The 25,868-nt window shown below is 70.4% G+C and carries 27 protein-coding genes and 1 pseudogene; 12 read left to right on the forward strand and 16 right to left on the reverse strand.

The window, feature by feature from the left end; all coding sequences use genetic code 11:
* A pseudogene (locus BM396_RS26900) lies at positions 1–431 on the reverse strand (porin family protein); the annotation flags it as partial.
* Between the two features lie 623 nt (positions 432–1,054).
* Between BM396_RS26900 and BM396_RS33515 the strand changes: the two are divergent.
* The 3 genes from BM396_RS33515 (at position 1,055) to BM396_RS26915 (ending at position 4,244) form a co-directional block, all read left to right on the forward strand.
* Positions 1,055–1,282 (forward strand): hypothetical protein, encoded by a 228-nt coding sequence (locus BM396_RS33515; protein WP_244538972.1) that lies wholly within the window; start codon positions 1,055–1,057, stop codon positions 1,280–1,282.
* A gap of 209 nt (positions 1,283–1,491) precedes the next feature.
* Positions 1,492–3,084 (forward strand): DEAD/DEAH box helicase, encoded by a 1,593-nt coding sequence (locus BM396_RS26910; protein ID WP_043386304.1) that lies wholly within the window; start codon positions 1,492–1,494, stop codon positions 3,082–3,084.
* A gap of 101 nt (positions 3,085–3,185) precedes the next feature.
* Positions 3,186–4,244, forward strand: a complete 1,059-nt coding sequence (locus tag BM396_RS26915) for a GGDEF domain-containing protein (RefSeq protein ID WP_043356236.1) — start codon at positions 3,186–3,188, stop codon at positions 4,242–4,244.
* Between the two features lie 112 nt (positions 4,245–4,356).
* Here the strand turns inward: BM396_RS26915 and BM396_RS26920 are convergent, their stop codons facing one another.
* Positions 4,357–4,734, reverse strand: coding sequence for a HesB/IscA family protein (locus BM396_RS26920; RefSeq protein WP_043356239.1), 378 nt, complete (start codon positions 4,732–4,734; stop codon positions 4,357–4,359).
* Between the two features lie 122 nt (positions 4,735–4,856).
* Positions 4,857–5,861, reverse strand: a complete 1,005-nt coding sequence (locus BM396_RS26925; RefSeq protein ID WP_091955388.1) for a threo-3-hydroxy-L-aspartate ammonia-lyase — start codon at positions 5,859–5,861, stop codon at positions 4,857–4,859.
* A 221-nt stretch (positions 5,862–6,082) separates the two neighbouring features.
* On the opposite strand from BM396_RS26925, the gene BM396_RS26930 reads away from it, so the two are divergent.
* Both BM396_RS26930 and BM396_RS26935 read left to right on the forward strand, forming a co-directional pair.
* Positions 6,083–6,301, forward strand: coding sequence for a hypothetical protein (locus BM396_RS26930; protein ID WP_051045078.1), 219 nt, complete (start codon positions 6,083–6,085; stop codon positions 6,299–6,301).
* A 133-nt stretch (positions 6,302–6,434) separates the two neighbouring features.
* Positions 6,435–6,638 (forward strand): hypothetical protein, encoded by a 204-nt coding sequence (locus tag BM396_RS26935; protein WP_043356243.1) that lies wholly within the window; start codon positions 6,435–6,437, stop codon positions 6,636–6,638.
* Positions 6,639–6,700: 62 nt separating this feature from the next.
* Here the strand turns inward: BM396_RS26935 and lpdA are convergent, their stop codons facing one another.
* From lpdA to BM396_RS26970, 7 genes are all read right to left on the reverse strand, one after another.
* Positions 6,701–8,140, reverse strand: coding sequence for a dihydrolipoyl dehydrogenase (gene lpdA, locus BM396_RS26940; protein ID WP_043386307.1), 1,440 nt, complete (start codon positions 8,138–8,140; stop codon positions 6,701–6,703).
* A gap of 13 nt (positions 8,141–8,153) precedes the next feature.
* Positions 8,154–9,575 carry a pyruvate dehydrogenase complex dihydrolipoamide acetyltransferase gene (locus BM396_RS26945; RefSeq protein WP_043386309.1) on the reverse strand — a complete coding sequence of 474 codons (1,422 nt, stop codon included), beginning with the start codon at positions 9,573–9,575 and terminating at the stop codon, positions 8,154–8,156.
* A 4-nt stretch (positions 9,576–9,579) separates the two neighbouring features.
* Positions 9,580–10,173, reverse strand: a complete 594-nt coding sequence (locus BM396_RS26950; protein WP_043386311.1) for a Uma2 family endonuclease — start codon at positions 10,171–10,173, stop codon at positions 9,580–9,582.
* A gap of 15 nt (positions 10,174–10,188) precedes the next feature.
* Positions 10,189–10,476 carry a DUF5076 domain-containing protein gene (locus BM396_RS26955; protein ID WP_043356258.1) on the reverse strand — a complete coding sequence of 96 codons (288 nt, stop codon included), beginning with the start codon at positions 10,474–10,476 and terminating at the stop codon, positions 10,189–10,191.
* 70 nt (positions 10,477–10,546) lie between these two features.
* Positions 10,547–11,989: a pyruvate dehydrogenase complex E1 component subunit beta gene (locus tag BM396_RS26960; protein WP_043356260.1), complete on the reverse strand. Its 1,443-nt coding sequence runs from the start codon at positions 11,987–11,989 to the stop codon at positions 10,547–10,549.
* A 58-nt stretch (positions 11,990–12,047) separates the two neighbouring features.
* Positions 12,048–13,025 (reverse strand): pyruvate dehydrogenase (acetyl-transferring) E1 component subunit alpha, encoded by a 978-nt coding sequence (pdhA, locus tag BM396_RS26965; protein WP_244538974.1) that lies wholly within the window; start codon positions 13,023–13,025, stop codon positions 12,048–12,050.
* Between the two features lie 233 nt (positions 13,026–13,258).
* Positions 13,259–13,570, reverse strand: a complete 312-nt coding sequence (locus tag BM396_RS26970) for an FtsB family cell division protein (protein ID WP_043356265.1) — start codon at positions 13,568–13,570, stop codon at positions 13,259–13,261.
* A 95-nt stretch (positions 13,571–13,665) separates the two neighbouring features.
* On the opposite strand from BM396_RS26970, the gene BM396_RS26975 reads away from it, so the two are divergent.
* Positions 13,666–14,868: an adenylate/guanylate cyclase domain-containing protein gene (locus tag BM396_RS26975; RefSeq protein WP_043386317.1), complete on the forward strand. Its 1,203-nt coding sequence runs from the start codon at positions 13,666–13,668 to the stop codon at positions 14,866–14,868.
* 53 nt (positions 14,869–14,921) lie between these two features.
* Here the strand turns inward: BM396_RS26975 and BM396_RS33520 are convergent, their stop codons facing one another.
* Together BM396_RS33520 and eno are read right to left on the reverse strand one after the other, a co-directional pair.
* Positions 14,922–15,326 carry a DUF3574 domain-containing protein gene (locus tag BM396_RS33520; protein WP_244538975.1) on the reverse strand — a complete coding sequence of 135 codons (405 nt, stop codon included), beginning with the start codon at positions 15,324–15,326 and terminating at the stop codon, positions 14,922–14,924.
* Entirely contained in the window at positions 15,323–16,612 is a 1,290-nt protein-coding gene (gene eno, locus BM396_RS26985) for a phosphopyruvate hydratase (RefSeq protein ID WP_043356273.1), read from the reverse strand. Before eno ends, BM396_RS33520 begins: the two co-directional genes overlap by 4 nt.
* Positions 16,613–16,806: 194 nt before the next feature.
* Between eno and queF the strand changes: the two genes are divergently transcribed.
* Entirely contained in the window at positions 16,807–17,259 is a 453-nt protein-coding gene (gene queF / locus BM396_RS26990; RefSeq protein ID WP_043386379.1) for a preQ(1) synthase, read from the forward strand.
* Between the two features lie 64 nt (positions 17,260–17,323).
* Here queF and BM396_RS26995 read toward each other — a convergent pair whose 3' ends face one another.
* The gene (locus BM396_RS26995) at positions 17,324–17,665 is read right to left on the reverse strand and encodes a hypothetical protein (protein ID WP_043386320.1); all 342 of its coding nucleotides are present in this window, start codon (positions 17,663–17,665) and stop codon (positions 17,324–17,326) included.
* Between the two features lie 333 nt (positions 17,666–17,998).
* Between BM396_RS26995 and BM396_RS27000 the strand changes: the two genes are divergently transcribed.
* The gene (locus BM396_RS27000) at positions 17,999–18,673 is read left to right on the forward strand and encodes a class I SAM-dependent methyltransferase (RefSeq protein ID WP_043386322.1); all 675 of its coding nucleotides are present in this window, start codon (positions 17,999–18,001) and stop codon (positions 18,671–18,673) included.
* Positions 18,674–18,678: 5 nt separating this feature from the next.
* Here the strand turns inward: BM396_RS27000 and kdsA are convergent, their stop codons facing one another.
* Positions 18,679–19,533 carry a 3-deoxy-8-phosphooctulonate synthase gene (gene kdsA, locus BM396_RS27005; RefSeq protein ID WP_043386325.1) on the reverse strand — a complete coding sequence of 285 codons (855 nt, stop codon included), beginning with the start codon at positions 19,531–19,533 and terminating at the stop codon, positions 18,679–18,681.
* A gap of 10 nt (positions 19,534–19,543) precedes the next feature.
* Positions 19,544–20,032 carry a hypothetical protein gene (locus BM396_RS27010; protein ID WP_043386328.1) on the reverse strand — a complete coding sequence of 163 codons (489 nt, stop codon included), beginning with the start codon at positions 20,030–20,032 and terminating at the stop codon, positions 19,544–19,546.
* 173 nt (positions 20,033–20,205) lie between these two features.
* On the opposite strand from BM396_RS27010, the gene BM396_RS27015 reads away from it, so the two are divergent.
* Positions 20,206–21,216 (forward strand): alpha/beta fold hydrolase, encoded by a 1,011-nt coding sequence (locus tag BM396_RS27015; RefSeq protein ID WP_043386330.1) that lies wholly within the window; start codon positions 20,206–20,208, stop codon positions 21,214–21,216.
* 189 nt (positions 21,217–21,405) lie between these two features.
* Here the strand turns inward: BM396_RS27015 and BM396_RS27020 are convergent, their stop codons facing one another.
* Entirely contained in the window at positions 21,406–22,581 is a 1,176-nt protein-coding gene (locus BM396_RS27020) for an amidinotransferase (RefSeq protein WP_043350578.1), read from the reverse strand.
* Between the two features lie 209 nt (positions 22,582–22,790).
* Here BM396_RS27020 and BM396_RS27025 point away from each other — a divergent pair, with 209 nt between their 5' ends.
* From BM396_RS27025 to hpnI, 3 genes are all read left to right on the forward strand, one after another.
* Positions 22,791–23,903 carry a flippase-like domain-containing protein gene (locus tag BM396_RS27025; RefSeq protein WP_043350577.1) on the forward strand — a complete coding sequence of 371 codons (1,113 nt, stop codon included), beginning with the start codon at positions 22,791–22,793 and terminating at the stop codon, positions 23,901–23,903.
* Positions 23,894–24,547, forward strand: coding sequence for an MlaC/ttg2D family ABC transporter substrate-binding protein (locus BM396_RS27030; RefSeq protein ID WP_043350575.1), 654 nt, complete (start codon positions 23,894–23,896; stop codon positions 24,545–24,547). Before BM396_RS27025 ends, BM396_RS27030 begins: the two co-directional genes overlap by 10 nt.
* A gap of 87 nt (positions 24,548–24,634) precedes the next feature.
* Positions 24,635–25,843, forward strand: coding sequence for a bacteriohopanetetrol glucosamine biosynthesis glycosyltransferase HpnI (hpnI, locus tag BM396_RS27035; protein ID WP_043350573.1), 1,209 nt, complete (start codon positions 24,635–24,637; stop codon positions 25,841–25,843).
* The last annotated feature ends 25 nt before the right edge of the window (positions 25,844–25,868 follow it).

Here is a 25,868-nt window from a genome sequence, read left to right on the forward strand (position 1 = left end):
GAGAAGGCGACGCCGGGGAAGCCCAGGAAGCTGTAGTTCTGGGTGGCGTTGGCGCGGCGGGCGAAGTCGACGTACTGGGCGTCGGCCTCGAAGCCGATCACCACGCCCGAGCCCGGCGTGAACTGGTAGTTGTAGCCGATCTGGGCGCCGCCCGAGAAGCCGTCGTTGTTGTTGCGGTTGTTGACGCTGACGACGCCCGAGGTGCCGGGGGAGTTGATCAGCGAGCCGCCCGGCAGGGCGTAGCTGGTGGTGTTGCGGCTGTTGGCGTCGAAGCCGTAGCCGGCGTTCACACCGACGTAGAAGCCGGTCCAGGTGAACACCGGCACCGGCGTGAACACCGGCGGCGGCGCAGCGCGGCGCGGCAGGTCGGCGGCGGACGCCGTTGCGGTCAAGCCGGCGAGGACGGTGGATGCGAGGAGAAGCTTCTTCATGGTGGTGTCGGTCCTGGGGTTAGCTTGAGCCGGCAGCCTTCTAGGCGCTCTCGGATGGCGGGTCTGTCGCTTTCCTGCAACAAGCATCCTCAGACTAGGGACATCCCGTCAACGAAAGATGAAGACTAACCGACCGTCTCCCAAGCAGCCGGCTCGCTTGCCCGTCGAGACTGTACGCGGACAGCTGAAAAGGCTCGTAAGACTAGCTGTGTTGCGCGACGTGCATATTCGGGCACGCCTCAACGGGTGCCGTGATAGCGTCCGACGTCTCGCCGGTTGCATGCAGGGCGGCCGTTTTATTCCGGCACAACTTTGGCGAGAGGGTGCGCGCGGTCGTAAGCGATTGGTTAACCGTATCCGCCGATGGTCCGTCGCTGCGGGCGGGCCTACCCTCTCGAGCGCCCGCGACCGGCTTCCTGCCGGCTCCCGCGTCGCGGCCGGCCGCCTCGCCCGGTGGAGACAGCCGTCCATCCATGCTCAGCCACGACGAACGGAGCCGAAGAACCTTCGGCAGGCGCCGGACTCCGGAGGGGATGGCCGGTCTTCCGGCGAGCCTTCCCGGCCCGGCATCGCATCCTGCGCGGCCGAGGCGGGCCGCCGGGCCCCTGCCCTGGACCCTGCGCATGGCGGGACTCGTCGGGCTCCTCACGGTGGTTGGCGCCTACCAGCTCGCGCGGCTCAGCCGGCCCGATGCGGCACCGATGGCCGCCGCGGTCGCCGCTGTGGCGGAACCGGCCCATCCGGGGATCGCGGATCCGCAGACGACCGGCGCCCTCGCGGCATCGGAATTCGCCCGGTCCACCCGCCTGGATCCCTGCCTCGTGCCCGCATCCGACCGTCTCCGGCCCTGATCGAGGCCCGTTTTGGCGCCCGATCCCCTGTGCGTCGGCGGGCGCCATCACCATTGCGAGATTGACAAGTCGCGCCAGGGCCCTAACTGACATGCGTGATGCGCCCCGCGGCCCCGGGAGCGCCCGATCGCCCCGCGCGAGCCTTTCCCAGCCGTTGCCGCGACGGTGTCCTTCGCGCCGGCCGGGCGCGCAACGGTTCCTGAACGCAGATGCCTTTTTCCGACCTGGGACTGAGTGACAAAGTCCTGAACGCCGTCGAAGCGGCGGGTTATACCGAGCCGACGCCGATCCAGGCCGAGGCCATTCCCCACGTGCTGGCGCGTCGCGACGTCCTCGGCATCGCCCAGACGGGAACCGGCAAGACGGCGGCGTTCACGCTGCCGATGCTGACGCTTCTGGAGAACGGACGCGCCCGGGCCCGGATGCCCCGGACCCTGATCCTGGAACCGACCCGCGAACTGGCGGCCCAGGTGGTCGAGAATTTCGACCGCTACGGCACCAACCACAAGCTCAACGTGGCCCTGATCATCGGCGGCGTGTCCTTCGCCGACCAAGACGCCAAGCTGATGCGCGGCACGGACGTGCTGATCGCGACACCCGGTCGCCTCCTGGACCATTTCGAGCGCGGCAAGCTCCTGCTCACCGGCGTCGAGCTGCTCGTCATCGACGAGGCCGACCGCATGCTCGACATGGGGTTCATCCCCGATATCGAGCGCATCGTGAAGATGGTGCCGTTCACCCGGCAGACCCTGTTCTTCTCCGCGACCATGCCGCCGGAGATCGAGCGGCTGGCGGACATGTTCCTGCACAACCCCCAGCGGGTCGAGGTCGCCCGTCCCGCCTCCACGGCCACGACGATCACCCAGCGCCTGGTCGCAACCGGCGCCGAGGGGCATGCCAAGCGCGAGCGCTTGCGCGACCTGATCCGCGGCGAGGCGGAACTCAAGAACGGGATCATCTTCTGCAACCGCAAGCGCGACGTCGCCCTGCTCCAGAAGTCCCTGGTCAGCCACGGCTTCGACGCCGCCGCCCTCCACGGTGACATGGATCAGCGGGCGCGGACCGCTGCCCTGGACGCGTTCCGCAACGGCGAGACCGCCCTGCTCGTCGCCAGCGACGTGGCGGCGCGCGGCCTCGATATCCCCGCCGTGAGCCACGTCTTCAACTTCGACGTGCCGCATCACCCCGAGGATTACGTCCACCGGATCGGCCGCACCGGCCGCGCGGGCCGGAGCGGCACGGCCTATACGCTGGTCGCCCCCGAGGACACGCGCTCCCTCGGCGCCATCGAGGCGCTGATCGGCCAGCCGATCCCCTGGCTGGACGGCGATCTGTCGACGGTGGCCGAGCCGTCCGGTGACACCGGGACGCGTCACCGCGGCCGGTCGGGCGAGGGCCGCCGCGGCGCGCGCTCCGCGAAGGCTGGCGACAAGGGCGGTGCTGCCCGGGGCGGTCGCGCGAGGAGCGGCGACGCCAGTCGCGGCGACGTTAAGGAGATCCGGAGCGCCGGCGAGGCCGAGGAGGCCCGGGAGGAGCGTCCGCGGGCACGCACCGGTCGCGGTGCGGCGGCCGCGCAGCGTCCGGAGGCACGCCAGGAGAGTCGTCAAGAGAGTCGGCAGGAGGGGCGCCAAGAGGCTCGCCCGGAGAGCCGTGCTGCGGGACGCACGACGGCGCGCGCCGGCGCGGCCGGGCGCGAGGAGCGCGGGCGCCGGAACGATGCGGATGGTGATACGCCCGTCGGTTTGGGTTCCCACGTCCCGGCATTTCTGCTTCGACCAGTGTTGGCGAAGAAAGAAAGGTAACAAGGGTCTTTTCGAGCTTAACAGTCCGGCTACCAGACTGCCGTATATCAAGTCAGGGTCGCGGCGCATGCGCGCCGATCGCCCGGGACCACGGGATACGGATGAGCCAGGAGACCTATTCGGACCGCGATCGCAGCTTCGCATTGGCGAAGCGCAGCCATGACCTGATCCGCGACTACGGCCCCTCCGCGACGCCGCGCGCCTACGCGGTCTGGTATGCCTACGTGTCGGGCGAGCTGCCGCTCCTCGCCGATGCTGTGAAGCGCCTCACCACCCAGAACGGCTGCCTCACCGAGAGCGACATCGACGATCTGCACGAGACCTATCTCGACGGGCGGCGCCTCGCGAGCACCACCGACGACGTCAGCCGCGTGGTCCTGAGCGAGATCGCGGCGGTCACCGAGATCCTGGACCTCTCCCTGGGCTCGACGGCGCAGTACAGCGAATCGCTGCGCGGCGTCGCCCAGGATCTCTCCCAGGGCCTCCCGAGCCGGGCGCGGTTCGGCGAGATCGTGGCGACCCTGGCCGCCACGACCCGGGAAGTCGCCGCCAACAACCGGATCCTCGAGGCCCGCATGCGCGAGACGCGCAGCGAGATCGAGACGCTGCGCGAGAAGCTCGATGCGAGCCGGCGCGAGAGCCTGACCGACGCCCTGACCGGGCTGGCGAACCGCAAGCATTTCGAGGAGACGCTGAAGGCGGCCATGGATTCAGCGCGGGCGCGCACCGATCCCATGAGCCTGATCATCCTCGACATCGATTTCTTCAAGCGCTTCAACGACCTGTACGGTCACCTCACGGGCGACCAGGTCCTGCGGCTCGTGGCGATCGTGATGCGCGAGAATGCCGGGAAGCAGGCGCAGCTCGCCCGGTTCGGCGGCGAGGAGTTCGGTATCATCCTCCCCGGAGCCGACCGCACCGTGGCCAAGCGGGTGGCCGAGACGGTCCGCACCAGCGTGATGGGGCGCGAACTGGTCAAGCGCTCGACCGGCGAGTCGCTCGGCAAGATCACCATCTCCCTGGGGGTCGCGGTGCTGTGCCCGGGGGATACGCCGGCCTCGCTGATGGAGCGGGCCGACCTGTGCATGTTCGCGGCCAAGCGCGCGGGCCGGAACCGCTTCCTGGACGATGCGGCCGAGTCGCTGTCGCAGGTGGCCTAGGGGCGCCGCGACGGCGCCGGCCCGCGGCGGAGCGCTTCGGGAGCGGGAGACCCTCCGCGCCGGGGGCGCGGCCGGGCCGCTGCGCTCCCCGCGCCGACGGTGAGCGGGAGCCTCAGGCCGGCGCGGACAGGCGGTCCGCCGAGACCGGCGTGATCGCCACGGATTCTCCGCAACCGCAGGCCGAGGTCTGGTTCGGGTTGTTGAACACGAACTGCGACGCCAGCTTGGTGGTGGTGAAGTCCATCTCCGTGCCGAGCAGGAACAGCACCGCCTTCGGATCGACGAAGACGCGCACGCCGCGATCCTCGACCACGTCCTCGCCGGGCTTGACCGCCTCGGCATATTCCATCGTGTACGACATCCCGGCGCAGCCGCCGTTCCGGACACCGACGCGCAGACCGGCGATCGGCCGGTCGGCCTCCGCCATGATCGCCTTGATCCGATCGGCAGCCCGATCGGTCAGCGACAGAACCTTGAAGCTCGTGGACATTGTCATCCTCCCGCCCATCCGGGTTCAAGGCCCGGGGACGCGCATTCTGGCAGCCACAAGATAAGCATTGGGTCGGGGCCGGTCCACCGCGGCGGGAGCACACCGGCCCGGCAATCGACGCCTCAGGCCGACTCGCCGGTGAGCCGCGCGAAGGCCGCCAGATCGACGTTGCCGCCGCTGATCACCACGCCGACGCGCTTGTCCGTGACGTCCACGAGCCCGTGGAGCACCGCCGCCGCCGCGAGGCAGCCGGTCGGCTCGACCACGAGCTTCATCCGGCTGGCGAAGAACCGCATGGTCTCGACGAGCTGCGCGTCGGTGACGGTGAGGATGTCGGACACCCCCGCGCGGATGATCGCGAAGGTGAGGTCGCCCAGCGCCGTCGACTGCGCCCCGTCGGCGATGGTGCGGGGCACGGGAATCGTGACGATCCGGCCCTCGCGGAACGAGCGCTGCCCATCATTGCCCGCCTCCGGCTCGACGCCGATCACCCGGCAGCCCGGCGACAGCTCCGCCGCGGCCAGCGCGCAGCCCGCGAGCTGGCCGCCGCCGCCCAGGCAGGCCACCAGCATGTCGAGGGGGCCGACCGTCTCGATCAGCTCCTGAGCCAGGGTCCCCTGCCCGGCGATGACGTCGGGATGATTGAAGGGGGGGATCAGCGTCAGGCCGCGGGCCTGCGCGATCTCCCGGCCGAGCGCCTCGCGATCCTGGCTGTAGCGGTCGTACAGGACCACCTCGGCGCCGTAGCCGCGCGTGGCGGCGATCTTCGCGGCGGGGGCGTCGCCCGGCATGATGATGGTGGCGGGGGCGCCGAGCAACCGGCTCGCCAGCGCGATCGCCTGGGCGTGGTTGCCGGAGGAATACGTGATCACCCCGCGGGCGCGGGCCGCCTCCGGAAGGGCGCTGATCGCGTTGTAGGCCCCGCGGAACTTGAAGGCGCCGGCCCGTTGCAGGTTCTCCGCCTTGAAGAACAGCCGGCCGCCGGTCATCGCGTCCGCGGTGCGCGAGGTCAGGACCGGCGTGCGATGGGCGGCCCCGGCGATCCGCTCCGCGGCGCGGGCCACGTCGGCGAAGGTGGGAAGGCCGCCGGCCGCGTCGATGGGGTCGCCCTGCATCGTGTCCTGCATCGCGTTTCGCATCGCTCCTGCGCCGGTCGTGCCGGACGTCATAGGGCCGTTTCGGTCCGTGCGCATCCGGCCCGGTCCACATGCGGAAGCGGAGCCATTCGGCCCTTCGCCGCTTATCCCCGCAGCGACGTCTTGGCAGGAACGCTGGGGGGCGGCATCGCCATGCGGATCGAGACCATGTGCAGACCTGCGATCCGGCCGGCGGTCGGCGGGGTGGCGTCATGAGCGCCCGGGATCAGGCCTCCGGCGATGCGGCGACCGAGGTCACATTCCGGGGCCGGGGGCTGGCCCTGCAATCCGGTCGGCGGCTGATCCTGCTCGTCTGCCCGCTCTGTTCGCAGCGCAACGCACAGCGCGGCGCCGAGCGCGGCATCTGCGAGTGGTGCGCTTACGTCCCCTCGCCGGATCAGGCCGAGCCGGTGGATCGGCTGCGCCGCTGACGGGCGTTCCGGTATCGGCGCGGATCGCCATCGCCTTGCGCAACCTCAGCATTTGTTTTTGAGTTTTATCTATTTATGGTTGCCGAACCGCCGCGCGCTCCCACATTCCCGTGGACGCTCGACTGGAGGGACCATGCAACCTTCCGAATGCTGCATCTTCCGGATGACCCTCGCGTCCGTGCTCGGCAGCTGCATCACGCTGCTGCTCGTCCGGGGGCTCGATCCCATCGCGGCGCTGCTCCTGATCCCCGTCGGCGGCAGTACGGCGACGGTCGCGGTGATCCTCCTGTTTCAGCTGGTGAGCCTGACGCGCGCGGCGGCACCCGGTTCGGACTGACGGGCCCGTGCCGGCCTGGGCCGGACCGGAGCCCGACCCGAGCCCGGCTTCCCACTGCCGGATCAGGTGTGAATCACCTTGCCGTAGGCGTCGAGCACGCTCTCGTGCATCATCTCGCTGAGCGTCGGGTGCGGGAACACCGTGTGCATCAGCTCCTCCTCGGTGCTCTCCAGGTTCATCGCCACCACGTAGCCCTGGATCAGCTCGGTCACCTCGGCGCCGACCATGTGGGCGCCGAGCAGCTGGCCGGTCTTGGCATCGAACACGGTCTTGATCAGCCCGTCCGGCTCGCCCAGCGCGATCGCCTTGCCGTTGCCCGCGAAGGGGAAGCGGCCGACCTTCACGGCAAAGCCCTGCTCCTTGGCCTTGGCCTCGGTCAGGCCGACGCTGGCGATCTGCGGCTGGCAATAGGTGCAGCCCGGGATCTTGGCCTTGTCCATCGGGTGGGTGTGCAGGCCCTTGATCGTCTCGATGCAGATGACGCCCTCGTGCTCCGCCTTGTGGGCGAGCATCGGCGGGCCGGCGACGTCGCCGATCGCGTAGAGGCCGGGCACGTTGGTGCGGCCGAGCCCGTCCGTCACCACGATCCCACGGTCGATCTTCACCCCGAGCTTCTCCAGCCCGATATTCTCGATGTTGCCGACCACGCCCACCGCCGAGATCAGTTTTTCAGCCGTGATCGTTTGTGACTTCCCGTCGCCGCCCTCGATGGTCGCCGTGATGGAATCGGCGCCCTTCTCGACCTTCGTGACCTTCGCGCCGGTGAGGATCTTGATCCCCTGCTTCTCGAAGCGCTTGCGGGCGAGGCCTGCGATCTCGGCATCCTCCACGGGCAGGATCTGCGGCAGCAGCTCCACCACGGTCACCTCGGCGCCCATGGTGCGGTAGAACGAGGCGAACTCGATGCCGATGGCGCCCGAGCCCATGACCAGCAGGCTCTTGGGCATCGTCTCGGGGACCATGGCCTCATAGTAAGTCCAGATCAGATTCTTGTCGGGCTCGATCCCGGGGATCGCCCGGGGCCGGGCGCCGGTCGCCACGATGATGTGCTTGGCTTTGTAGGTGCCGGCCCCCTTGGCGCCCTTCGGCGCCTCGGCGCGCTTGGTCTCCGTCACGGTGACCTGGCCGGGCTGGTTGCCCTGTGCGGCGCTGTCGACCGCGGCCTCGCCCCAGATCACGTCGACCTTGTTCTTCTTGAGCAGCATGCCGACGCCGCCGTTGAGCCGGCCCGAGACGCCGCGGGAGCGCTTCACGATGGCGGCGGTGTCGAACCCGACCTTTTCCGCCGTCAGCCCGTAATCACCGGCGTGCTGGAAGTAGTGGTAGATCTCGGCCGAGCGCAGCAGCGCCTTGGTGGGGATGCAGCCCCAGTTCAGGCAGATGCCGCCGAGATGCTCGCGGTCGACCACGGCGGTCTTGAACCCGAGCTGCGCCGCGCGGATCGCCGTGACGTAGCCGCCGGGCCCGGCGCCGATGATGAGGACGTCGTAGGTGTCGGACATCGTGTGCTCCGGCTCAGACCAGCATGCCCATCGGGTTCTCGATCAGCCCCTTGAAGGCCGAGACCAGCTCCGCGCCGAGCGCGCCGTCGAGGACGCGGTGGTCGCAGGACAGGGTGCAGGTCATGACCTGGACCACGGCCGGCGCCCCGTCCTTCACGACGACGCGCTTCTCGCCGGCGCCCACCGCCAGGATGCTCGATTGCGGCGGGTTGATCACCGCGGTGAAGTGCTTGATGCCGAACATGCCGAGGTTCGACACCGAGGTGACGCCGCCCTGGTACTCCTCGGGCTTCAGCTTCTTGGCGCGGGCCCGGGCGGCGAAGTCCTTCATCTCGTTGGAGATGGTCGAGAGCGTCTTCTCGTCCGCCCGGCGGATCACCGGGGTGAACAGCCCGCCGTCGATGGCGACCGCGACGCCGACCTCGGCGTGCTTGAAGCGCAGGATCCGGTCCTCGGCCCAGACCGCGTTGGCGGCCGGCACGCGGGTCAACGCGAGGCCCATCGCCTTGATGACGAAGTCGTTTACCGAGAGCTTGAAGGCGGGCTTCCCGTCCTTGTCCTTGGCCGCGGAGCCGTTGAGCGTCTCCCGCAGCTTCATCAGCGCGTCGAGCTCGCAATCCACCGTCAGGTAGAAGTGCGGGGCGACCTGCATCGCCTCGGTGAGGCGCTTGGCGATGGTCTTGCGCATGCCGTCGAGGGGCACCTCCTCGTAGGCATCCTTGGCGTAGAAGCCCTTGACCTGATCGGTCGTGAGGCCGGCCGGCGCGCCGCCCGCGGCGGCGGCCTTCGGGGCCGGGGTGGCCGCCTTCGGCGCCTCGGCGGCCTGGGGGGCGGCGGCGGGCGCCTGGGTGGCCCCGGAGGCCTTCGCGGCCTGGACGTCCCGGGCGATGATGCGGCCGTGCGGGCCGCTGCCCTGGACGGCGCCGAGATCGACACCCTCCTGCTTGGCGATCCGCCGGGCGAGCGGCGAAGCGAAGACCCGTCCGCCCGTGCTGGCCTGCGGCGCCCCGCCGGGCTGCGCGCCTTCCGGCGCCGCGTTCACCCGCTCGTACCCCATGTGGCCGCCGCCGGGCGTGGTGTTCTGGTTGGCCGCCGAGGCGTCGGCCTTCGGCTCAGGCTTGGCGTCAGGCTTGGCCGCTCCATTGGAGGCCGCCTTCGGCGCACCGCCGGCGGCGGCCGCTGACACGTCCTCGCCCTCGGCGGCGATGATGGCGATCAGGTCGTTGACCGGAACGTCCGCGGTGCCCTCGGGCACGAGGATCTTGGCGAGCACGCCCTCGTCGATGGCCTCGACCTCCATGGTGGCCTTGTCGGTCTCGATCTCGGCCAGCACGTCGCCGGACTTGACCGCGTCGCCCTCCTTCTTGAGCCACTTGGCGAGGTTGCCCTTCTCCATGGTCGGGGAGAGCGCGGGCATCAGCACGTTGATCGGCATGGCATCAGGTCTCGGGCAAGGCCGGGGCGGCCGGATCGTCGAAGGGAAAGAGGTCGTCGAGGGGGAACGGGACGGCGTCGAAGGGCGGAAGGGCCACGCTCTCGCCGCGCTGGACCGTGGCGAGGAGCACCCAGCGCCCGTCCGCGAGGGCGAAGCCTTCGAGCACGCCCGCGGCTGGATCGAGCAGCCAGAGGTGACCGATCTTGGCCTCCGCATAGATGCGGCGCTTGCGCCCGCGATCGAGGCGGACCGTGGAGGGCGAGAGGATCTCGCAGACCGAGTCCGGCGGGATCTCGATGTGGGCCGCTTCCAAGTCGGTCGGCACCCGCTCCCGGCGCCAAGCCGCCAGATCCGGCACCACGACATGGGCACCCAGGTGGAGTTCCGGTTCAATCATGAAAATCCAGCCGCCGGGTCCGCCGCGTCCATAACGGAACGGGGTGCCCAGCAAGGTGGACAAATCGGACGCGGCCATCGCGTGCCGGGGCCGCGGCCGCGGATGCGTCTCCAGCACACCGTCGATGATCTCGGCGACGAGATGCGCGGGGACAGCCTCCAGATCCGCGTAAGTCGCCTGCCGGACAGCCGCCTCAGCCATGGTCGGCAGCCATCGCTAGTTGAGGCCGCCGGGGTCGAGCCCCTCGGCCTCCCAGCCCGCGCGGATGCGCTCGACCGCCTCCTCCTCCGACATGTCGGTCTCCAGCGCGTAGGCGCGGGCTGCCTGCCGGGCGAGATCGGCCAGGAGCCGGCCCCAGGTGGCCGGGTCGTCGAAGGAGCGGCGGAGGGCCACGCTCACCGCGCCATCGACCACGGCGGCGCGCAGCACCTCGATGCCGCCCTGTTCGAGGGCGTCGGGCGGGATGGCGAGTTCGGCGAAGTCGCTGCTGGAATCTTGGCTCATGGCGCGCCGGCTGTTCCTTGGGCCCCCTGCCGGGACGGAGGCGGGGACATGCGCCCCGCCCGCGCGCCCGTCACTTGTAGCAGACGCTCTTGGCGGCCTCGACCACCTCCGCCACATTCGGCAGCGCCAGCTTCTCCAGATTCGCCGCGTAGGGCATCGGCACGTCCTTGCCGGTGATGCGCAGGACCGGAGCGTCCAGGAAATCGAAGGCGTCGACCATCAGGCGCGCCACGATCTCGGCGCCGACGCCGGATTGCGGGAAGCCCTCCTCGACGGTGATGCAGCGGCCGGTCTTCTTCACCGATTCCACCACCGTCTCGGTGTCCATCGGGCGGATCGTGCGCAGGTCGATCACCTCCGCCTCGATGCCCTGCTCGGCCAGGGCCTGCGCGGCCTTGAGGGCGTAGGTCATGCCGATCGCGAAGGACACGATGGTCACGTCGCTGCCGGTCCGGTGGATCCGCGCCTTGCCGATCGGCAGCACGAAGTCGTCGAGCTGCGGCACCGGGAAGGACTGCCCGTACAGGATCTCGTTCTCGAGGAAGATCACCGGGTTCGGGTCGCGGATCGCGGCCTTGAGCAGGCCCTTGGCGTCGGAGGCCGTGTAGGGCGCGATCACCTTGAGGCCCGGCACGTTGGAGTACCACGCGGCGTAGTCGTGGCTGTGCTGGGCGGCGACGCGGGCGGCCGCGCCGTTCGGGCCGCGGAACACGATCGGGCAGCCGAGCTGGCCGCCGGACATGTAGAGGGTCTTGGCCGCCGAGTTGATGATCTGGTCGATCGCCTGCATGGCGAAGTTGAAGGTCATGAACTCCACGATCGGCTTCAGCCCGGCGAGCGCCGCGCCGACGCCGATGCCGGCGAAGCCGTGCTCGGTGATCGGGGTGTCGACCACGCGCTTCGGTCCGAATTCCTGCAGCAGGTTCTGGGTGACCTTGTAGGCGCCCTGATACTCGGCGACCTCCTCGCCCATGACGAAGACGTCGCCGTCGCGGCGCATCTCCTCGGCCATGGCGTCGCGCAGGGCCTCGCGGACCGTCTGGGTGACCATCGGCGTGTCGGCCGGGAACTCCTCCATCACCGGCTCTCGGGCCTTGTTGGTGATGACGGCGGGTGCCGCCGGCGCCTTCGGGGCGTCGTCGCCGGTCTTGGCGGCGGGCGCGGGCTTGTCGGCCATGCCCTCGGCCTGCATGTCGGGCGTCGGCGCCGGATGGCCGCCGGCGCCGTTGGGCTTCGCCCCGCCGCCGGACTGGACGCTCGCCGGATCCTCGCCCTCGCCGGCGATGACGGCGATCGGCGTGTTGACCGCGACGCCCTCGGTGCCCTCCGCGATCAGGATCTTGGCGAGCACGCCCTCGTCGATCGCCTCCACCTCCATGGTGGCCTTGTCGGTCTCGATCTCGGCCAGCACATCGCCGGACTTGATCGGGTCGCCCTCCTTCTTCAGCCACTTGGCGAGCTTGCCCTCCTCCATGGTGGGCGAGAGGGCGGGCATCAGGATGTCGGTCGCCATGCTCAGCTCTGCGGTCGTCGTCTCGTTCGGGGGGCGGCCAGCGTCGTCGGCGACGCGCTCAGGCGTGCGCGTCCAGCAGGATGTCGGTCCACAGCTCGGACGGATCCGGCTCGGGATCGTTGGTGGCGAACTCGGCCGAGGCGTTCACCGTCTCGCGGACCTTGGCGTCGGTGGCCTTCAGCTCGGCTTCGGGCACGCCGTGCAGCTCGAGCAGGCGCTTGCGCACCATCTCGATCGGATCGTGCTCGTCGCGCATCTTCGAGACCTCGTCCTTGGTCCGGTACTTGGCCGGATCGGACATGGAGTGGCCGCGATAGCGGTAGGTCTGCATCTCCAGGATGTACGGCCCCTGGCCGCTGCGGGCATGCTCGATCGCCCGGGTGGCGGCCTCGCGGACGGTGCGCACGTCCATGCCGTCGACCTGCTCGCCCGGGATGCCGAAGGAGAGGCCGCGCTTCGAGAAGTCGGTCTGCGCCGAGGCCCGGGCCACCGAGGTGCCCATGGCGTAGCGGTTGTTCTCGATGACGTAGACGACCGGCAGCTTCCAGAGCGCCGCCATGTTGAAGCTCTCGTAGACCTGGCCCTGGTTGGCCGCGCCGTCGCCCATATAGGTCAGGCTGACCTTGCCGTTCTCCCGGTAATGGTCGGCGAAGGCGAGGCCCGTGCCGAGGGAGACTTGTGCGCCGACGATCCCGTGACCGCCGAAGAACTGCTTCTCGCGGCTGAACATGTGCATCGAGCCGCCCTTGCCGCGGCTGTAGCCGCCGCGGCGGCCGGTCAGCTCGGCCATGACGCCCTTCGGGTCCATGCCGCAGGCCAGCATGTGGCCGTGGTCGCGGTAGCCGGTGATGACCTGGTCGCCGTCGACCGAGGCCATCTGCATGCCGATCACCACGGCCTCCTGGCCGATATAAAGGTGGCAGAAGCCGCCGATCAGGCCCATGCCGTAGAGCTGGCCGGCCTTCTCCTCGAAGCGCCGGATCAGCAGCATCTCGTGGTAGGCGTGGAGATCCTCGTCCCGGGTGAATTGCGGCATGTTGGGCGCCGGCTTGTGCGCCTCGGCCGCCTGAGGGCTCGCGGCCTGCGATTGGGAGGACGAAGCGTCCTTGGCAGGCTCCTTGGCGGCGTCCATCGGCGCTCTCCCCGTGATTCCACGCGACGTGGTGGGGGTGTAGGACAGCGAGGATTGGAAAGCGAGGGCTGCCGCTCTGACAGGAAGCCGCTCTTGTCAGAGGACTTTCGGGGCGGACTCCCGGGGCCCGGCGGCGATCAGGGCGTGATGATGACCACGTCGTTGGCGTGGACCCGGCCGAGCACGATCCGCGCCCGTTCCTCCAGGAGGTCGCGGTCGATCTGGTCGCTCTTCAGCAGCGCGACCCGGTGCTCCCAGGTGGCGCGCTCGGCCCGCACGGCGGCGAGTTCCTGATTGAGGCCGTAGGCGCGGATTTTCAGCGCCTTCTTGGCTTCGAGTCCGCGGTTGCCGCTCTCGGCCTGCCACACGAAATAGCCGACCACGAGCGCCGACAGGGTCCAGAGACCCAGCGGCAACACAACCATTCTGACTCGGCGGCGCACGACCATGGCGCGACCCTCGCGCGGAAAGGTTAATGGTTCTTTGCGATCGTGCCGCGACAGGGTCGGGGCGCGATCGGCACGGACAGGGGCGAGGCTGAGGGATGGACCTGACGCATCTGGGACGCTGGGTCGCCGCGCACGCAACGGCGACCGACGACCACGACAGCCTGCTCTCCGGATTCTGCGAGGCGTTGGTCGGCGCGGGCATCCCCGTCTGGCGGGTCAGCGTCATGGCCCCGGCCCTCGACCCGACCCTGCGGGGCGTCAGCCTGAACTGGCACGCGGGCGAGGGGCTGTCCTTCGTGGCCAACGCCCACGGTGCCGACGAGGAGAGCGACTGGCTCCTGAGCCCCGTCTACGCGCTGGTGGAGAAGGGCGAGACCTTCGGCCGCTGGCGCCTCGACGCGCCCGAGCTGGAAACGGACTTTCCGGTCCTGAAGGCCCTCGGGGCACAGGGCGGCGTTGATTACGTGCTGCACATCGTCGAGTTTGCGCCCGGCACCGCGCTGCGCGGCATCGCGGTCTCGTTCTGCACCCGCGGCGCTGGCGGCTTCACCGAGGCGCACCTGTCGGCCATCGCCGACGTCCTGCCGTTCCTGACGCTGGCGATCGCCAAGATGAGCTTGGCCCACACGTTCCGCGAGGTGTCGGCGACCTATCTCGGCCGTTCCACCGCCGAGCGGGTGCTCGACGGCCAGATCCGGCGGGGCGAGGGGCGGGTCATTCCGGCCGCCATCCTGCTGACGGACCTGCGCGGCTTCACGGCGCTGGCCGACCGGGTCGATCCGGCCGACATGGTCACGTGGCTCAACGAGCATTTCGACGCGCTGGGCGACCCGGTGGCGCGGCACGGCGGCGAGATCCTGAAATTCCTGGGTGACGGGTTCCTGGCCATCTTCCCGGTGCCGGACGCCGACACCCTCCCCTGCCCGGTCTGCGGCGGCGCCCTGGATGCCGCGACCGAGGGGCTCGCCGCCAACGCGGCGCTCAACGACCGCCGCCGCGCCGCGGGTCTGCCGGAGCTGCCGGCCGAGTGCGTCGTGCATTTCGGGACGGTCATCTACGGCAATGTCGGGACCGAGCGGCGCCTCGACTTCACGATCATCGGGCGGGCGGTCAACGAGGCCAGCCGGATCGAGAGCCAGTGCGCGGCCCTCGGCCATGCGCTCCTGGTCTCGGATTCCTTCGCCGAGCGGTGCGCCCGGCGGCTGGAGCCTGTCGGGACGATCGAGTTGCGGGGCCTGTCGCGGCCGATGCGGGTCTGGACCGTGCCGGCAGAGCCGTCCGATGCCGCGTCGGCCTGAGGCGGCGCAGGCTGCGGGGCCCGGAAGACCGGCCTCCCGTCCCGCCGCCGCCCTCAGAACAGCGCACAGCCCCGCTGCAGCACCAGCCCGACGGCGCCCTGGGCGAAGTGCTCCCGGTACTCTTCCTTGATGCTGCGCAGGGCCGCGACCGCCTCGGGCGTCGCCCCGGTGACGATGAGGACGATGCGGGCAGCCTCATGCACGCGCCGTCCGTCCGGCCCGCGCCACTGGCCCCGACCGGAGAACACCGTCAGCCCGTCCGGGAAGCGGGGGGTGATCCGCTCGGCCAGGAACCGGTCGAAGGCCCGCTGCGGGATGCGGCCGCCGTCCGGCCGCGACAGGCCGAACAGCAGTTGCGCGCTGAGCGTCGGGCGTGCGCCGTCGCAGAGCGGGTCGGCACAGGCTGGGCCGGCCGCTCCGAGGGCGAGCAGACCGGTCAGCAGGATCCGCCGGATCAGCGCCGGGCGAGCTGCTTGAGCGCCGCCGGGCCGGCATAGAGCGCCTGCGGGCCCAGGCCTTCCTCGATGCGGATCAGCTGGTTGTACTTGGCCAGTCTGTCCGAGCGGGCGAGCGAGCCGGTCTTGATCTGCCCGCAATTGGTGGCGACCGCGAGGTCGGCGATGGTCGAATCCTCGGTCTCGCCGGAGCGGTGCGACATCACCGCGGTGTAGCCGGCGCGCTGGGCCATATCGACCGCCGCCAGGGTCTCGGTGAGCGATCCGATCTGGTTGACCTTGATCAGGATCGAGTTGGCCGTGCCCTCCGCGATGCCGCGGGACAGGCGCTCGACGTTGGTGACGAACAGGTCGTCGCCCACGAGCTGGCACTGCGCGCCGATCTTGTCGGTCAGGAGCTTCCAGCCGGCCCAGTCGTCCTCCGACATGCCGTCCTCGATGGAGACGATCGGATAGGTGGCGACGAGCTGCGCGAGGTAATCGACCTGCGCCTCGATGGTGCGGGTCTTCCCCTCGCCCTCGTAGGCGTAGGCGCCGTCCTTGAAGAACTCGGTGGCGGCGCAGTCGAGCGCCAGGGCCATGTCCTGGCCGGGCTTGAAGCCGGCGGCGCTGATCGCCTCCATCACGAAGTCGAGAGCGGCCTCGGCGGATGGCAGGTTCGGAGCGAAGCCGCCTTCGTCGCCGACATTGGTGTTGTGGCCGGCCTTCTTCAGCTTGCCCTTGAGGGTGTGGAACACCTCGGAGCCCATGCGCACGGCCTCGGCGAGCGAATCGGCGCCCACCGGCATGATCATGAATTCCTGGAAGTCGATCGGGTTGTCGGCATGCGCCCCGCCGTTGATGATGTTCATCATCGGCACCGGCAGCACCCGGCCCTGCACGCCGCCGACGTAGCGGTAGAGCGGCAGGCCGGACGCCTCGGCCGCGGCCTTCGCCACCGCCAGCGAAACGCCCAGGATCGCGTTGGCACCGAGCCGCGCCTTGTTGGGCGTGCCGTCGAGCTCGATCATCGCCTCGTCGACCGCGACCTGATCCTCGGCCTCCATGCCGCCGATCGCGTCGAGGATCTCGGTCTGGGCCGCCTCGACCGCCTTGAGGACGCCCTTGCCGAGGAACCGATTCTTGTCGCCGTCGCGCAGCTCCACGGCCTCGTGGGCGCCGGTGGAGGCGCCCGACGGCACCGCGGCGCGGCCGAAGGAGCCGTCCTCCAGGATGACGTCGACTTCGACCGTGGGGTTGCCGCGGCTGTCGAGAATCTCGCGGGCGCTGATATTGGTGATCGCGGTCATGGAACGTCCTCTCGCGGGGGCCGCGGGTCGGTGGCCGCGCCCAAATCAGAGGGTGCGGCGCATCGCGGCGGCTTATCCGTCAAGCGGCGGCCGGCGGCAAGCGTCGGGACGGGCGGCGCACAGCCCGGTCCACCCGGGAAAGCGTCGCGGATCAGACAGATGCGCGCGGCGCCGACAGGCTTTATATGCCCGCCATGACCTCCGCCAACGACCTCCAGCTCGGCCAGCCGACGCCCTTCCCCACCTCCCCCGAGGAGGCGCGACTCGACCGGGTCCCGAACCCGCACGCGGACACCGACTACGTCGCCCGGTTCACCGCGCCCGAATTCACCTCGATCTGCCCGGTCACCGGGCAGCCGGATTTCGCGATCCTGGTGATCGACTACGTGCCCGGCGACTGGCTCGTGGAGTCGAAGTCGCTGAAGCTCTACCTCGGCTCATTCCGCAACCACGGCGCGTTCCACGAGGATTGCACCGTGGCGATCGGCAAGCGGCTGCGCGACCTCCTGGAGCCGCGCTACCTGCGCATCGGCGGCTTCTGGTATCCCCGCGGCGGCATCCCGATCGACGTGTTCTGGCAGACGGGCGAGCTGCCGAAGAACGCGTGGCTGCCGGATCCGGGTGTGCCGCCCTACCGCGGACGCTGATCGGCCAAACGAAAAGGGCGACCGGCTCGCGCCGGTCGCCCCCGATCCATCCGGATCTCAGATCTCAGTAGCCGTAGCCGTAGTAGCCGTAGCCCGGAGCCGCGTAGCCGTAGCCGCCGCCGTAGACCGGGGCGTAGCCGTAGCCGTAGGACGGGGCGTAGCCGTAGCCACCGCCGTAGTAGCTGTCGCGGGCCGCGCCCGCGGCGATCGCACCGGCGGCGAGGCCGGCGATGCCGAGGCCGATGGCGGCACCGGTGCCGATGCCGCGGCGGCCGCGGTAGTAGCCGTGGCCGTAGCCGCCGTAACCGCCGTGGTAGCCCCACGGACGCGCCTCGGCGCCCGTCGTGGCGGCGACGCTGCCAATGGCCATGGCGGCGGCGGTGGCGATGATACCGATCTTGCGCATAGTGTTCCTTCTCGATCCTCGATCGAACATGCCCGATAACGTTGTCGCCCCGATACCGTTCCAGATCTCGCCCGGAGTTTTGGTGCGTATGCGCACACAGTCGGGATCCTGAACCGTTGTTCATCAGCGCTCGCGCCGCCGTGATTGCGGTCAAGCTTGAGCGTTCGCCTGTGGAGCACGCCCGAACTCTTTCGAAGAGCCTGGCGCGGCCGCGGCCGGCGACGGTGGCCGCGGGGGCCCGACGGCGGCGCATTGGCGATCGGCCGGGCCCGGCGGCGGAAATCCGCCCTCCTCCGGGGCGGTCGTGCTACGGTTCCGTCCGGAGGACCGACGATGGATGCCTGGACCCTGATCCGCGACAGCTTCGCGCCCCTGCCCGGCAAGCGGATCCTCGACATCGGCTGCGGGCCCGGGGCGCTCGCGCGCCGGCTGGCTGACGCCGGCGCGGCGGTCACCGGCATCGACCCCGGTGGGGCGGCGCTCGCCCGGGCGCGGGAGACCGTGCCGGAGGCGCGCTTCGAGTCCGCGACCGGCGAGGCCCTGCCCTTCCCCGATGCCGGCTTCGACGGCGCCGTGATGCTGAACGCCCTGCACCACGTGCCGGACCCGGCGGCCGCCCTCGCCGAGGCGGCGCGCGTGCTGGTCCCGGGCGGCCGGCTCGTCGTGGTGGAGCCCCTGGCGGAGGGCAGCTTCTTCGACGCCCTGCGGCCGATCGAGGACGAGACGGCGGTCCGGGCCGCGGCCCAGGCGGCCATCGCCGACGCCCTGGCCCGCCGCGGCTACGCGTGCCGCCGCGACGTGACCGTCGAGCGGCGGGAGCACTTCGAGTCCCTCGACGCCTTCCTCGCCCGCGTCAGCGCCGTGGACCCGGCCCGCGCCGCGACCATCCGGGACCGGCGCCCCGTGATCGCGGAGGCTTTCCACAAGGCGGCCGCGCGCGAGGCGGACGGGCGGTTCGGCCTCGTCCAGCCCCTGCGGATCCACGTGCTGGAGCCGGAGGCCGCCTGAGCCGCTCAGGCGGTCCGGCGCTTGGCGAGGCGGTCGAAGGCGAGGAGTTCCTCGAGCAGCGCCGGCAGGTCCTTCAGCGCCACCATGTTGGGGCCGTCTGAGGGGGCCCGGTCCGGGTCGGGATGCGTCTCGATGAACACGCCCGCCACGCCCACCGCCACGGCGGCGCGGGCGAGGACGGCGACGAATTCCCGCTGGCCGCCGGAACTCGCCCCCTGGCCGCCGGGCTGCTGCACCGAGTGGGTGGCGTCGAACACCACCGGCGCGCCCCGCGTGACCTGCGCCATGATCGGCAGACTGCGCATGTCCGAGACCAGGGTGTTGTAGCCGAAGGAGGCGCCGCGCTCGGTGACGATGACGTTGGGATTGCCGGCCTCCGTCACCTTGGCGGCGACGTGCTTCATGTCCCAGGGCGCCAGGAACTGACCCTTCTTGATGTTGACCGCCCGGCCGGTCGCGGCCGCGGCCAGCAGCAGGTCGGTCTGGCGGCACAGGAAGGCGGGGATCTGGAGCACGTCCACCGCCTCGGCGGCGGGGGCGCATTGCTCGGCGGCGTGCACGTCGGTCAGCACCGGCAGCCCGAGGGTTTCGCGGATCTCGGCGAAGACCGGGAGCGCCCCGTCGAGGCCGATGCCCCGGGCGGCGCTGCCGGAGGTGCGGTTGGCCTTGTCGAAGGAGGTCTTGAACACGAGACCGACGCCGAGGCCCGCGGCCATCTCCTTGAGGGCGGCGGCGATCTCCAGGGCGTGCTGGCGCCCTTCGAGCTGGCATGGGCCGGCGATCAGCGTCAGCGGCAGGTGGTTGGCGAAGCGGACGCCGCCGACTTGGACGACGGGGCCGGGTGTCTCGATCTGCGACATGCGGGCCGGTCTAGCCCGCGCGGCGGATCCGCGAAAGCCCGGGCCTGTGGGCCAGCCGGCAGACGGTGAGGTCGTCCCTCAGGCCATCGGTCCGGGGCCCGGTCTCGCACAGCATCAGGATCGGGCCGATCCCGCCCCGGCGCGGGGCCTGCGCCAGAAGGCTGGCCTGGTGGAGGTTGAGCGCCAGAACCTCGGCCGAGGCGGCGTCAGCCCCGGCCAGCGCCCGCGCCGCGCGGCCGATCAGGATGAAGTAGCCCGGGGGCGGCTCGCGATCGAGGGACGCCACGGTGAGCCGGGCGGGGGCGCGGCAATCGAGGCTCATCCGCTCGGCATCCTGCGCCCGGAATACCGCGACGGGGCCCGTCCGACCGGCCAGGGAGGCTCCGGTCGCGCGGATCACCGTCGCGGCGAGCGTGTCGCAGGCGTCGGCGGCGCGGGCTGGTGCGGATCCGAGACTGAACACGCCGACGAAGACAGTCAGAGCGGAGAGGCGCAGCATGGGGAAATCCGCGGCAGGACAGGTCGGCACGCAGCAGATAGCGCGGGTTGCCCCAGCCGCGTAGCCGCGGCGCGACAAATGCCGACTGCGCATGGACAGGGCATCCTGGATGCCCGATCTGAGCGGGCGGCGCGGCGCCGCACGCCGCTCGCAGATCAGGCTCCGTCGCGGCCATGCTTCGAACCGTCCTCGCCTCCGCCCTCCTGGCCCTGGCGCTGCCCGGCGGCGTCTCCGCGGAGCCGCAACCGCAGCCGACCTACGGGCCTGAACTCGAGGGCTTCGCCTACCCGTTCCCAGTGGAGCGGTTCCTGTTCACCTCGCAGCGCCAGCCGCTGCAGATGGCCTATCTCGACGTCCGACCGGCGACGCCGAACGGCCGCACCGCCGTGCTGCTGCACGGCAAGAACTTCTGCGCCGCCACCTGGGAGAGCCAGATTCGGGCGCTCAGCGCCGCCGGGTACCGGGTGATCGCGCCGGACCAGATCGGTTTCTGCAAGTCGAGCAAGCCGGCGGCCTACCAGTTCACCTTCCCGCAGCTCGCCGAGAACACCCACGCCCTCCTGGCCAAGCTCGGGATCGAGCGTCCGGTCCTGGTCGGCCATTCCACGGGCGGCATGCTGGCCGCCCATTACGCCCTGCTCTACCCCAAGGCGGTGGAGCAGCTCGTGCTGGTCAACCCGATCGGCCTGGAGGACTGGGCCGCCAAGGGCGTGCCGCCGACCTCGGTGGAGCACTGGTACGAGCGCGAGCTGAAGGTGACGGCGGAGTCGATCCGGGCCTACGAGACGGCGACCTACTATGCCGGCCAGTGGGAGCCCCGCTACGAGCCCTGGGTGACGATGCTGGCGGGTCTCAACGGCGGCCCCGGCAAGGAGGCGGTCGCCTGGGATTCGGCGCTCCTCTACGACATGATCGTCACCGAGCCGGTGGTCTACCGGTTCCCGCAGATCGCGGTGCCGACCCTGCTGATGATCGGCCAGAAGGACAACACGGCGATCGGCAAGGACCTCGCCCCGCCGGAGGTGCGGGGCCGGCTCGGGAACTACCCGGAGCTCGGCAAGGCGGCCGCCCAGGCGATCCCGGGGGCCAGGCTCGTGGAGTTCCCGGCCCTGGGCCACGCGCCGCAGATGTCCGACCCCGAGGGATTCAACACGGCGCTGATCAAGGGGATGTCCGCGCCGTGAAAGTCCGGTCGTCTGCGTGCCGGCGCGGATGCATCTGACGGCGTGCTCGACCGGCCAATCCCGTCCTCGATCTCATCCTGGGGTGCCGAGCGATCGTTGATCGCCCGCCGCCTCAGGATGCGGGGGCGTGGTTCGGATCTCCGGCGATCGCCGACGACCGGCGATGACGGTCGTCGGCGTGGACCGGTCCTAGAAGTACGACTTCAGCACCCCGCGGCGGCGGACGTCGAGGGTCGCGCAGTGGAACGAGCCGCCGAACGGGCCGTAGCTGAGGAACGGCGCCGGGATCGGGTCGAAGCCCCAATCCTTCAGAGCCTTGATCAGCGTCGGCTGGCTCTGGTCGACGACGATCTTCTTCTCGGTGATCGCCAGGACGTTGATCGAGGTCCAGGGCGAGCACATCGAGATCTTGCTCATGAAGCCCTCGACCGGGTCGGGGCGCGGGGCGATCAGCACGTCCCACTTCTTGAGGACCGCCGGCAGCTTCTCGACGTCGACGTAGTCCGGGTTCACCAGCACCTTGCCGGGGGCCAGCGGCATGAACGACGAGTCGATGTGCATCGGCTGCGGGCAGCGGCTCTCGATCTCGTGGATGCGGAAGCCCGGGCCGAGGTGGCGGCGCAGCCACTCGATGCCCATCAGGTTCGTCACGTTGGAGCGGGTGACGAACAGGTCGCGGCCGCAGCGGACGAAGTCGGCGGCGTCGAAGACCGGCTCGAACTCGTTCACCGTGAACTGCATGGGCTCGCCGGCCTTCAGGTTCGGCACCCGGTAATCGTAGTTGTAGAGGTCGTCCGTGAGCTGCGGCCGCGGGGCCGAGGTCCAGCGGGCGCCGGCGCGGAAGTATTCCTTGAACAGCGACCGGTAGGCGTCGCCCTCGAAGTAGCGCGAGCGCCAGCACATCGGGCTCTCGATGATCTCGTCGCCGATGACGAGATACGGGTCGCGCGGGCAGGCCACGCAGAAGCCACGGGAGGACCAGCGCGGGGCCTTGAACTTCTTGGAGAAGTCCACCGCGTCCGGGCGGCGGACCTTCACGCCCTCGCCGGCCAGGATGGTGATGAAGTTGTCGAGCTCGGCCTGGGCGAGCTTCTTCATGAACTTCGGATACTTCCACCCGCTCGCCAGCCGGTAGAACGGCTGCGCGGCGCGCGGCAGGTTGAAGATCACCGTGAGGTGATGGGTCGGGATCGTGGCGCCGTCGAGGGAGCCGACGATCACCTCCTCCAGCGGATCCCACTCGTTCCAGGCCATGACCGGGGACTGGGGGGCCGGGACACCCGGTTCCATTCTGCCCGTAAGGCCGCCGGCATGCGTTTCGTCGGTCACGGCCTCGAGGGCCGTGATCGGTGATTCGCGCTCCATGACGTGTGCCCCTTCTGCGACGTGCCGCGGCCTTCTGCGTAGGCGCTCAAGCCCCGCGCCGCTTTGGCACCCGGTGTGTCAAACGGGTGATAGACACCGCTAATCCGTGCTGCAACGTGACAGAAACGTTCCCGGGCCGACGGACCTATTTCTGCCGCGACCGTGACCGATTTCCCGCATCAAGCCTTTTGCGAGCTTGAAAGACGACAATGAAGCGCCTCACGACCCTGGCCTCGATCGCCGGTCTGTGCACGGTCGTCGGCCTGTTCATGTCCTCCGGACTGGAGGATGTGTCGGCCGCCGTCGTGAGCGCCGGCTGGGGCGCCGCCCTGGTGGTGCTCGCCCGCATCGTGGCCGTCGCCTGGGCGGGGCTCGGCTGGTACGTGGTCTTTCCGCGGGCCGCGGCCAAGCTCGCCGACTGCGTGTCCCTCCGCTTCGTCCGTGAGGGCATCAACACGCTGCTGCCCGTTGCCACCGTCGGCGGCGACTTCGTCGGCGCGCGCCTCCTGTCGAAGCGCAACGTCCCCGGCGCGCTCGCGGGCGCCAGCATGTTCGTCGATCTGATGACCCAGGCGCTGACACAGCTCCTGTTCACCGTGGTCGGCCTCGCCCTACTGGTCCTGATCTCCGGCGACGGCCCGATCGCCCACACGGTCGAGGGCGGCCTGGCCCTGGCGGTCCCGGCCCTCGGCGCCTTCTACCTGATCCAGCGGCGGGCCGGGCACCGCCTGATCCAGGGGCTGCTCAGCCGCTTCGCCTCGGGGCGCGAATGGCGCGCCTTCGGCGCGATCGACCAGCTCTACGACAGCCTGCGCCGGCTCTACGGCAACCACGGGCGTTTCGCGCTGGCTCTGGCGGTGCACCTCGCCGGCTGGGTGATCGGAACGCTGGAGGTCTACGTCTGCCTGCGCTTCATGGGCTATCCCATCGATTTCGCGCAGGCGCTGATGATCGAGAGCCTCGCCCAGGCGGTGCGCGGCGCGGCCTTCGCGGTGCCCGGTGCCCTCGGCGCGCAGGAGGGCGGCCTGATCGCCCTCTGCGGCCTGTTCGATATCCCGGCCGAGGCGGCGCTCGCCCTCTCCCTGGTCAAGCGCTTCGCCGATCTCGGCGTCGGGCTCCCGAGCCTCCTGCTCTGGCACCGGATCGAGTCCAAGCTCCGGTCCGAGGCGCCCGAGGAGGAGGAGCGCGAGCCGGTGCCGGAGGCCGGACGCAAGGCCAAGAGGATCGCGCCGCCCGCGACGCTGGGGCCGTTCTACAGCTACGCCCCGCCGCGCATGGGGTCGCGGCTCGGTGACGGCGAGGAGTTGAAGAAGTGCGCCTGACCCGCCGGCTCGCGGCCGCCCTCGTCGCCGCTCCCTTGAGCACCGTTCCCTCGATCACCGTTCCCTTGGCCCTGCCCCTGCTCGCCGCGGGTCCCGCCTGGGCTGCCGACGAGGCCGCCGTTCAGACCGTGCGCGACCTCTACGCCGCCTTCGCGGCGGCGCTGAAGGATGGCCCGAGCCCCCTGCCGGCGCGGGTCGAGGCCGTCGGGCCGGCGATCGAGAAGGCGTTCGATTTTCCCGCCATGACCCGCATCGCCGTGGGCTCGAAATGGTCGAGCTTCACCCCGGAGCAGCAGGCGGCGGTGATCGACGCCTTCAAGCGCAGCCTGACCGTCACCTACGCCAACCGGCTGGCCCGCGCCGCCGGCGGCAAGTTCGAGGTGACCCCGAAGATCGAGGAGCGCGGCGCCCAGCGCGTGGTGCCGACCCGCGTCACCGCGGCGGATGGCGACGATTCCGCCGTGGACTTCGTGGTCAACGCCGACAACCGCATCCAGGACGTGCTGCTCAACGGCGATGTCAGCGAGATCGCCGCGCAGCGCAACGCCCTGTCGGCGCCGCTGAAATCCGGGGGGGCCGACGGCGTCGTGAAGTTCCTTCGGGCGCGGGCCGACGGCATGCTCGCCGCGAAGCCGACGCCGTGAGCGTCGTCTCCGCCAGTGCCGACTTGAACCGGCCGTTCGCGGCCTTCGCCGCCTGAGGCGGCCGGACGACCGCACGGATCCGACCGGATGGATGTCTCTTCGCTGGCGCTGCTCGGCCTCTCGTGGCTTTCGCTGCTCTGCCTGATCCTGGCGGCGGCGGGCTGCGTCTACGGCTTGGCCGCCGCCGTCTGCGCCGGCCGCTACGCGGCACGCCGCCCCCCGGTGCTTGCCGGCGGCGCGGCCCGGCCTTCCGTGACCGTCCTCAAGCCGCTCTGCGGTCTCGAGCCGAACCTCTACGCGAATCTCGAGACCGTGCTGCGCCAGGACTATGCCGGGCCGGTCCAGATCCTGTTCGGCGTCCAGAGGACCACCGATCCGGCGATCGGCGTGGTGGAGCGGCTGCAGCAGGCCTATCCCGATGCCCGCATCGACCTCGTGATCGACAGCCGCCAGCACGGCTCGAACCGGAAGGTCTCGAACCTGATCAACATGGCCGAGGCCATCGCCCACGACGTGGTGGTGTTGGCCGACAGCGACATGGTGGTCGGCCCCGACTATCTGGAGCGCCTCGTGGCGGAGCTGTCGCAGGACGGCGTCACGGGCGTCACCTGCCTGTATCACGGCGTGCCCGCGTATCGCGGCCTCTACGACCAGCTCTCGACGCTCGCGATCGACACGCAGTTCCTGCCCAACGTGGTGATGGGCCTGAGCCTCGGATTGGCGAAGCCCTGCTTCGGCTCCACCGTGGCCTTCACCCGGGCGAGCCTCGAGGCGGTGGGGGGCTTCCGCACCTTCCGCAACGATCTCGCGGACGATTACGCCATCGGCGCCGCCCTGCGCGGCCTCGGGGGCCGTGTGGCGATCCCCAGCTTCACCATCGGCCATACCAGCGTCGACACCGACCTCGCCGGCCTGTGGCGGCACGAGCTGCGCTGGAACCGCACCATCCGCACCGTCGATCCGGCCGGCTATGCCGGCTCGATCGTCACCCACGCCTTCCCCCTCGCCCTGCTGGGCGCCCTCCTGCCCGGCGCCGGCACCGGCGCGCTCTGGGTCGCCGCTGCGGCGCTGGCGAGTCGGGTCCTGCTCTGTCGGCAACTGGAGCGTGCCTTCGGCTTGGCTCCGCACCCCTACGGACTGTTGCCGATCCGCGACATCCTCTCCTTCCTGAACTTCTCCTGGGCCTTCGTGTCGGGGGCGGTGACATGGAAAGGTCACGATTATCACGTGGTTGCGGATGGCACCCTGATCCCGGACGCCGAACTCGGCCGCGATGCCGGCGCGCCCACCCGCTGATCCCGGCTCTCGCTTCCTTCCCCCT

Source organism: Methylobacterium sp. UNCCL125, from assembly GCF_900116795.1.
In the GTDB taxonomy this organism is placed as follows: Bacteria; Pseudomonadota; Alphaproteobacteria; order Rhizobiales; family Beijerinckiaceae; genus Methylobacterium; species Methylobacterium fujisawaense.

Excerpts from the sequence above, each read along its gene's own strand:
- BM396_RS26920 (WP_043356239.1), bottom strand. The coding sequence starts at position 4,734 with ATGTCCACGAGCTTCAAGGTTCTGTCGCTGACCGATCGGGCTGCCGAT.
- hpnI (WP_043350573.1), top strand. The coding sequence starts at position 24,635 with ATGGATGTCTCTTCGCTGGCGCTGCTCGGCCTCTCGTGGCTTTCGCTG.
- BM396_RS26945 (WP_043386309.1), bottom strand. The coding sequence starts at position 9,575 with ATGCCGATCAACGTGCTGATGCCCGCGCTCTCCCCGACCATGGAGAAG.
- eno (WP_043356273.1), bottom strand. The coding sequence starts at position 16,612 with ATGACCGCGATCACCAATATCAGCGCCCGCGAGATTCTCGACAGCCGC.
- BM396_RS26960 (WP_043356260.1), bottom strand. The coding sequence starts at position 11,989 with ATGGCGACCGACATCCTGATGCCCGCCCTCTCGCCCACCATGGAGGAG.
- BM396_RS26975 (WP_043386317.1), top strand. The coding sequence starts at position 13,666 with ATGGACCTGACGCATCTGGGACGCTGGGTCGCCGCGCACGCAACGGCG.
- pdhA (WP_244538974.1), bottom strand. The coding sequence starts at position 13,025 with ATGCCGCAATTCACCCGGGACGAGGATCTCCACGCCTACCACGAGATG.
- BM396_RS27015 (WP_043386330.1), top strand. The coding sequence starts at position 20,206 with ATGCTTCGAACCGTCCTCGCCTCCGCCCTCCTGGCCCTGGCGCTGCCC.
- BM396_RS27020 (WP_043350578.1), bottom strand. The coding sequence starts at position 22,581 with ATGGAGCGCGAATCACCGATCACGGCCCTCGAGGCCGTGACCGACGAA.
- BM396_RS26915 (WP_043356236.1), top strand. The coding sequence starts at position 3,186 with ATGAGCCAGGAGACCTATTCGGACCGCGATCGCAGCTTCGCATTGGCG.
- BM396_RS26935 (WP_043356243.1), top strand. The coding sequence starts at position 6,435 with ATGCAACCTTCCGAATGCTGCATCTTCCGGATGACCCTCGCGTCCGTG.
- kdsA (WP_043386325.1), bottom strand. The coding sequence starts at position 19,533 with ATGTCGCAGATCGAGACACCCGGCCCCGTCGTCCAAGTCGGCGGCGTC.
- BM396_RS26930 (WP_051045078.1), top strand. The coding sequence starts at position 6,083 with ATGAGCGCCCGGGATCAGGCCTCCGGCGATGCGGCGACCGAGGTCACA.
- queF (WP_043386379.1), top strand. The coding sequence starts at position 16,807 with ATGACCTCCGCCAACGACCTCCAGCTCGGCCAGCCGACGCCCTTCCCC.
- BM396_RS26910 (WP_043386304.1), top strand. The coding sequence starts at position 1,492 with ATGCCTTTTTCCGACCTGGGACTGAGTGACAAAGTCCTGAACGCCGTC.
- lpdA (WP_043386307.1), bottom strand. The coding sequence starts at position 8,140 with ATGTCCGACACCTACGACGTCCTCATCATCGGCGCCGGGCCCGGCGGC.
- BM396_RS27000 (WP_043386322.1), top strand. The coding sequence starts at position 17,999 with ATGGATGCCTGGACCCTGATCCGCGACAGCTTCGCGCCCCTGCCCGGC.
- BM396_RS27025 (WP_043350577.1), top strand. The coding sequence starts at position 22,791 with ATGAAGCGCCTCACGACCCTGGCCTCGATCGCCGGTCTGTGCACGGTC.
- BM396_RS26925 (WP_091955388.1), bottom strand. The coding sequence starts at position 5,861 with ATGCAGGACACGATGCAGGGCGACCCCATCGACGCGGCCGGCGGCCTT.
- BM396_RS26970 (WP_043356265.1), bottom strand. The coding sequence starts at position 13,570 with ATGGTCGTGCGCCGCCGAGTCAGAATGGTTGTGTTGCCGCTGGGTCTC.
- BM396_RS26955 (WP_043356258.1), bottom strand. The coding sequence starts at position 10,476 with ATGAGCCAAGATTCCAGCAGCGACTTCGCCGAACTCGCCATCCCGCCC.
- BM396_RS26995 (WP_043386320.1), bottom strand. The coding sequence starts at position 17,665 with ATGCGCAAGATCGGTATCATCGCCACCGCCGCCGCCATGGCCATTGGC.
- BM396_RS27010 (WP_043386328.1), bottom strand. The coding sequence starts at position 20,032 with ATGCTGCGCCTCTCCGCTCTGACTGTCTTCGTCGGCGTGTTCAGTCTC.
- BM396_RS33515 (WP_244538972.1), top strand. The coding sequence starts at position 1,055 with ATGGCGGGACTCGTCGGGCTCCTCACGGTGGTTGGCGCCTACCAGCTC.
- BM396_RS26950 (WP_043386311.1), bottom strand. The coding sequence starts at position 10,173 with ATGGCTGAGGCGGCTGTCCGGCAGGCGACTTACGCGGATCTGGAGGCT.